The 6393-nt window shown below is 47.2% G+C and carries 6 protein-coding genes; 4 read left to right on the top strand and 2 right to left on the bottom strand.

Translation table 11 applies throughout. The features are described 5' to 3' along the window. Positions 1 to 59 precede the first annotated feature (59 nt). Entirely contained in the window at positions 60 to 827 is a 768-nt protein-coding gene (locus EXG77_RS04205; RefSeq protein WP_052017093.1) for a MerR family transcriptional regulator, read from the top strand. Here the strand turns inward: EXG77_RS04205 and EXG77_RS04200 are convergent. Further along, positions 819 to 2378, bottom strand: coding sequence for an amidohydrolase (locus EXG77_RS04200; protein WP_023469056.1), 1560 nt, complete (start codon positions 2376 to 2378; stop codon positions 819 to 821). The genes EXG77_RS04205 and EXG77_RS04200 overlap by 9 nt on opposite strands. Before the next feature lie 67 nt (positions 2379 to 2445). Further along, the gene (ezrA, locus tag EXG77_RS04195) at positions 2446 to 4152 is read right to left on the bottom strand and encodes a septation ring formation regulator EzrA (protein ID WP_023469057.1); all 1707 of its coding nucleotides are present in this window, start codon (positions 4150 to 4152) and stop codon (positions 2446 to 2448) included. A 223-nt stretch (positions 4153 to 4375) separates the two neighbouring features. Between ezrA and EXG77_RS04190 the strand changes: the two genes are divergently transcribed. From EXG77_RS04190 to EXG77_RS04180, 3 genes are all read left to right on the top strand, one after another. Further along, positions 4376 to 4861, top strand: coding sequence for a GAF domain-containing protein (locus EXG77_RS04190; RefSeq protein ID WP_023469058.1), 486 nt, complete (start codon positions 4376 to 4378; stop codon positions 4859 to 4861). A 233-nt stretch (positions 4862 to 5094) separates the two neighbouring features. Next, a complete protein-coding gene (gene rpsD, locus EXG77_RS04185) occupies positions 5095 to 5694 on the top strand; it encodes a 30S ribosomal protein S4 (protein ID WP_023469059.1) in 600 nt (199 codons plus the stop codon). A 153-nt stretch (positions 5695 to 5847) separates the two neighbouring features. Continuing rightward, positions 5848 to 6375, top strand: coding sequence for a biotin transporter BioY (locus EXG77_RS04180; protein ID WP_035396516.1), 528 nt, complete (start codon positions 5848 to 5850; stop codon positions 6373 to 6375). Positions 6376 to 6393: the final 18 nt, after the last annotated feature.

The raw sequence follows: 6393 nt of genomic DNA, 5'->3' as shown, positions 1-6393 counted from the left end.
TTTTTTATTGCGTCTTCCGTTACGTCACCCTTTATACTCCAATCAAAGGAGGTACACAAATGATGTATTCCACTCAGGAAATCGCCAAACTGACCGGCGTCACAAAACGAACACTCTATCATTATGAGACGATCGGTCTCCTCGTGCCAAAGCGCACCAATGCTGGTCACCGAAGTTACAGCAGAGAGGATCTTTTACGTTTACAACAAATCCTGCTCTACCGCTCTCTTGATTTCCCACTGTCAGAAATCCAAAGATTACTCACGCAATCTTATTCCAATCATCATACGACACTGAAAAAGCAGATTGCACTCCTTCAAGAAAAAGCTTCGCGTTATCAAATGCTTGCTCGACTCGCTGAACAGACATTACTCACCTTAAAAGGAGGACTCCCGATGAAAGACGAACAATTATTCCGCGGTTTGCGTCATGAAGAGATCGTTACGCATGAAAAACAACATGCAGATGAAGTCCAGCAACACTACGGTGACACTGACGCCTATCGAATCAGTGCAAAAAGACAACAATTACGAACACCGAAAGAGAAAGAACAACTGAGCAGCATGCATAAGCAACTCGATCAGCGCTTGACGACTCTTTACCGTGACGGGCATGCGGCAACGAATCCGGACGTTCAACAAGTCGTCAAAGAACAACATGATTTCATCGATACGTACTATTACCCATGCGCATTATCTCTCTTTGCCTCACTCGGTCAGATGTATGTGTCTGACGAACGGTTCTGCGCCTATTACGATGCGTATGCCCCCGGACTATCGACGTTCTATTCGGAAGCTATTTCACACTATACGCGAACATCACACTAACGCGGCTTCCGCCTGATAAACGGTTTTTCCAGCTTGGACCGTCTCGACCAAACGGTTATTCAAGATGGCTTCCCCACGCAAGCGATAGAAGTCTTCTTCAAAGATGACGAAGTCGGCATCATAGCCTGGTAAGAGCAATCCTTTTCGACCGTGTGTTTCCGTCGCGAGATGTGGATTCTTCGTAAAGAGCAACAAGGCATCAAACATCGATAACGTCTCGTTCGTTTTATTGACACGCCCTGCCGTTCCTTCGGTTGCTGCATAAAGCGACCGTCGGACATCGGGGTCAGAGATCGGCGCATCTGCTCCGCCGCACAATAATGCGCCGGTCTCAGCTAACGAACGTAAACGGTAACTCCAGTCTAAGCGGTTCAATCCGAGTCGATCGACGATAAAGTCGGCGTCATCCAGTAAAAAGACTGGTTGAACGTCAATCAAGACCGGTAACTTCCGAATTCGCGCAAGCGTTTCTGGTCGGACGACCGTCGCATGAATGATGCGATCGCGTTTCCCTTTTGGTGCCGGATACTTCTCGAGCACCTGTACGAACCGCTCGATCGCTAAATCACCAATGACATGTGCCGCGACTGTGAATCCATAACTACGTGCGCGTTTGACGAGTTGTTCGAGTTGTTCTGGCGTATGCACTTCGATACCACGTGTCGTCGGATCATCGGAATAACCACGACCGAGAAGAGCGGTTCGTCCTCCGAGCGCGCCGTCGACGAACAGTTTCATCGCACCGATTGACATCGTTGACGGTAAAGTAGGTTGTTGTTGCACGAACTCATCGATGACAAGATGATGCACGAGCAGATGCGTATGGAAGCCTGTCTCTTGCGTCACTTCCTTATAGGCTTGCAAGATGTCCGCGACATCCCCGTGATACGACAAGTCTTCTGTGTGTGCCGCAATGATGCCATATTGGTATAAGTTCTTAATCGCTGACCGAAGGGACGCTTTATTCCGCTCCAAGTTTCCAGCTTGTAACGCATATAAAGGTTCAAGCGCCGCATCGTACAAGAATCCGTCTGCTTCTCCATTATCCGATAAACCGACCTTTCCACCTTCGATGACGGTCGACGCTTTATATCCGAGCTGTTGGAACAAGACATCGTTGACAAGTGCTGTATGCCGGTCTGTTCGTTTCAACAATGCAGGTGCATCAGGGAACAACTGATTGAGCCATGCTTTCGTCGGTGCACGATCAAGCTTCGTTTCGTCATAGCCTTCTGCCACATGGATTCCATTGACTGGTTCCGCCTTGAGAAAAGCTTGCCCTAACGCTTCAAGCGTCGTATAGCGCGAGGCATCGACACGATTGATCGCTTCCCCGTAACCGATCAGATGAATATGCGCATCCGTAAAGGCTGGATATACAGCTTTTCCGTTCAAGTCGTGAATTTGATCAATACGTCTACCGAAACGGCGGCGTAGCTTTCCTTCCTCTCCCATCGCGATGATCCGCGTCTTCTCGACGAACATCGCTGAATGGACATCCTCTTCGTGTGCCATCGTTCGAATCAATCCGTTTACGTATAGTGTTCCCATTCCACTCACTCCTCTTTTTACAAAAATAGGGTGACCATGACGGTCACCCTGAATTGTCGATCCTGATTTAAACGTGCAATGTTTCTTCTGGTGCACACGACCGTTTAATACGTTCGATCGCGGCCGGATCGTATTCATTTAGGACACGTTCCGCTAAGACAATCGTTCGTTCATAGTCTCCCGCTAAGAACTTCGTTTCCGCGATCGTCAGCGACATATGTATCTCGTTGTCGTGGCGACGGTACCGGTTCGCATACTGGACGAGCCGTTCGGCATACGTGACTTCGAACACTAATGTATCTAACCGTTCTTGCACATGTTTAAACGTTTCTTGGACGTCTTGACTTTGTGCGACGATCGATCGAACGTTAAACGGTAACTCCTCTAACCGTGTCTCAAGCGTCTGCAGTGAACGATTCGCATTTCGGAGCGCTTCTTCCACCTCAGCTGGTAAATTCGGTAATCCGAGTCGTTTCAGACGGAGACGTGTCTGCGACAGCTGATGACGCCATTCGACGATTCGTTCGCGAACTTCCGTCTCTTCTTTTCGAAGTGCTTGGAGTTCGATCGTAAAGCGTTCGTACTGAATCATCAACTGTTCTTCGAGGCGAATCGCATCGCGCATCTGATCTTCGAGCATACTGAACGGGATGATTTTTCCGGCAATCGACTCATCAAGATCTTTTGCTGCTTCAAACAGTAGCTCTTCGTCACGCTGGATTGTCTCATAGTGAATCCCTAAATCTGCTGAGATTTCATATTTTTCACGTAGGATGCTGAACTCTTGTGCCAATTGATGAATCCGTTCACGCATCCGTAGCGCTTTTTGTTTCAAGAATTGGTTTTCTTTTTTCACTTGATGACGCGCATCGACCTCACGACGGAACGTATCATACATTTGATCCACATCGGCCGATAACTGTTGAATCGCCTCTTCCAAACCGTCGACTTCTAGCATTTCGATTTTTTCAGAAAGGCTCAGACGTTGTTCCTCGAACCGTTTGATCTCGGATTGGAGACCGAGTGGTTCAAGTGGATACCCATCTAATGACATTTCCTTATAGCCCGCTCCGAGCTGATCAATCCGTTGACGCAATTCATGAGCGAGAATCTTCCATTGTTTCGGTACGAGTTCAACGAGTTGACGCGTCGTTGCTACTTCTTGCTCGAGTAACAAACTTGTTTCATACGCCTTCGTCACTTCACCTGAAGCTTCGTACTGACACATCTCATTCCAGTGCGCGTCGATTTGTTCACTTCGTTCTTCGAGACGCGCAAGCGCCGGACCGAATGAGTTCGCTTGAATCAATAATGATTTCCGAACTTGCCCTGAATCGGCTTCCCCTTGCGCTTTCAGTTCGGCTAGAACCGATTGATTCGTTTTGAACGTCGACATCTCGACGAGCATCTCATCGATCAACCCTTCGAGTTCTGCAATCAATTGTTCCGTTACTTCGAGGTCATTCTTGACGGCGATGAACCGATATTTATCGAGCGCTTCCTCCGCCCGGTAAAGGGTCTCATCGATTTGGGCGACGTGGACCGTTAATAACTCTTCCCACGCTTGATGCCAGGAGCTGAACTTCGTCTCCGTCTCACCCGCCATCGGTAGTTGCTTTAAGTCCTGCAACTCCTTTGGAATCGATGCACTGACGATGCCTTGTTTGCGCATATCAAGTTCATCGATTTTCGTGTAGTATTTTTTTCGACTGATCATGCTAAACAGCATGACGAGTAATACGATGACGATGACTCCGATCACCCATGCCCACATTTGTCACGACCTCCACTCTGTCCTACGACTTTAGATTTTCTCTAAATCGCAATAATCTTATCCTTATAATAGTATAGCGCAACCGTTTTGCATAGATTTACAAAGGCTTTTCCTGATTTCTTCCGCTGTTTTGAATCCTTTTTCCAAAAATCAATTGTTTGTCAGCTACGCGAAAACTCGTTAAACTAAGAAAAATACACTTTTCACGGGAGGAATTTTTATTATGTTCGAAACAAAGACATATGAAGGTGACCGGACGAAACAATACGACATGCTATCAAAACAACTCGATGCGCTATTAATGGGAGAAGACAATCAAGTTGCGAACTTATCGAATGCGAGCGCGTTGCTCAACCAGTTCCTCGACCGTATCAACTGGGTCGGCTTCTATTTGACGGATACGGAGCAAAACCAACTCGTCCTCGGACCGTTCCAAGGACTTCCAGCATGCGTCCGTATTCCATTTGGTCGTGGTGTCTGCGGAACGTCCGCAGCAGAACAGACGACACAACGAATCGAAGATGTGCATCAGTTCCCAGGTCACATCGCATGTGACGCGGCTTCGAATTCAGAAATCGTCATTCCACTCGTCAAAGACGGACAAACGATCGGTGTCCTCGATATCGACAGCCCAGAATTCAACCGTTTCGACGAAGTCGATCAAGCTGGTCTAGAAGCATTCTGTACGACACTGCTTCGCCATCTGTAATTCTGATTGACAGTCAATCGTCCACACCGTATACTTGTAAAAGTGCAGAAATGATAACGATAGCGGTCAAATCGCTTACGTATCACATTTCATGACTCGGTGAATAACCGGAGGGGCATCGTGTAACTTTGCTATCAAGCGAGGGTGCCACATCATGAAATGGGCGTAATGTGGGTTTGATGGCGTTATTATTTTTATGCAAATAATAACGAACAATAAGGAGGAGTCTTATTATGGCTCGCTATACAGGTCCAGCTTGGAAACTCTCACGTCGTCTCGGTATCTCACTTACTGAAACAGGAAAAGAAATCGCAAAACGCCCTTACGCACCAGGTCAACACGGTAACAGCCGTCGTAAAGTATCTGAGTACGGTCTTCAACTTCAAGCGAAGCAAACACTTCGTCACATGTACGGAGTAAACGAACGCCAATTCAACCGTATCTTCAACGATGCTGGCAAAATGCCTGGTATCCACGGTGAGAACTTCATGTTCTTACTCGAAGCACGTCTTGATAACGTCGTTTACCGTATGGGTATGGCTCGTACACGTCGTGCTGCTCGTCAGCTCGTCAACCACGGTCACATCCAAGTTGATGGACAACGCGTTGATATCCCATCATTCCGCGTGAAACCAGGTCAAACGATCTCAGTTCGCGAAAAATCGAAGAACTTTGTCGTTATCAAAGAAGCACTCGAAGTTGCTCCAGCAACTAAAGACTTCGTTACTTTCGATGCTGAGAAGCTCGAAGGAACGTTCGTCCGTCTTCCTGAGCGTTCTGAATTGAACGATCAAATCCAAGAACAACTCGTCGTCGAGTACTACTCACGTTAATCGATTGTTCCAGCACTCACTTCGGTGGGTGCTTTTTTTATGACTATGACTAAAATGTATACCTGGTCTTAAAAAAAGAGTGACGTCATTCATTCGTTTGTGTTAACCTTTAAATATACATAGTTAACACAAACAGAAAAGAGGACTTCATTCATGAAAACAAGAGATTTAACATTCATCGCCCTTGGTGCTGCCATCATCGCAGCCGTCAGTTCTTTGCCACAAATTCAACTTGTCGGCGCTGTTCCGATCACGCTCCAGATGCTCGCGATCATGACGGTCAGCGCGATTCTCGGCGGAAAACGTGGTGGACTCGCTGTCTTAATCTTCTTATTACTCGCAGCAGCTGGTCTACCGGTGCTTGGCGGAAAAGGCGGACTAGCCCCATTCGTCGGACCAACCGTTGGTTATTTGATTGCCTTTCCGATTGCTGGATTCTTCATCGGTCTTGTTGCTGAAAAAACGCGTCGCTTCGTTCCCCTCTTCATCGGGATGATCGTCTTTGGTCTTGGTTTAGTCTACTTGCTTGGAACATTTGGTCTAATGGCTGTACTCGATCTATCGTTCATAGATGCTTTTGCGATTAACTATCCTTTCGTCTTATGGGATACGATCAAAGCTGTCATTGCCACGACGATTGCCGTTCGCTTGTTGCCACTCCGTTTATTCCGAACAGCTTAAAAAAACGCTCTCTGCATC

The organism is Exiguobacterium sp. OS-77 (assembly GCF_000414195.2).
GTDB classification, from domain to species: Bacteria; Bacillota; Bacilli; order Exiguobacteriales; family Exiguobacteriaceae; genus Exiguobacterium_A; species Exiguobacterium_A indicum.
The sequence above is the reverse complement of the archived record's forward strand: the minus strand, read 5'-3'. Positions and strand labels throughout refer to the sequence as shown.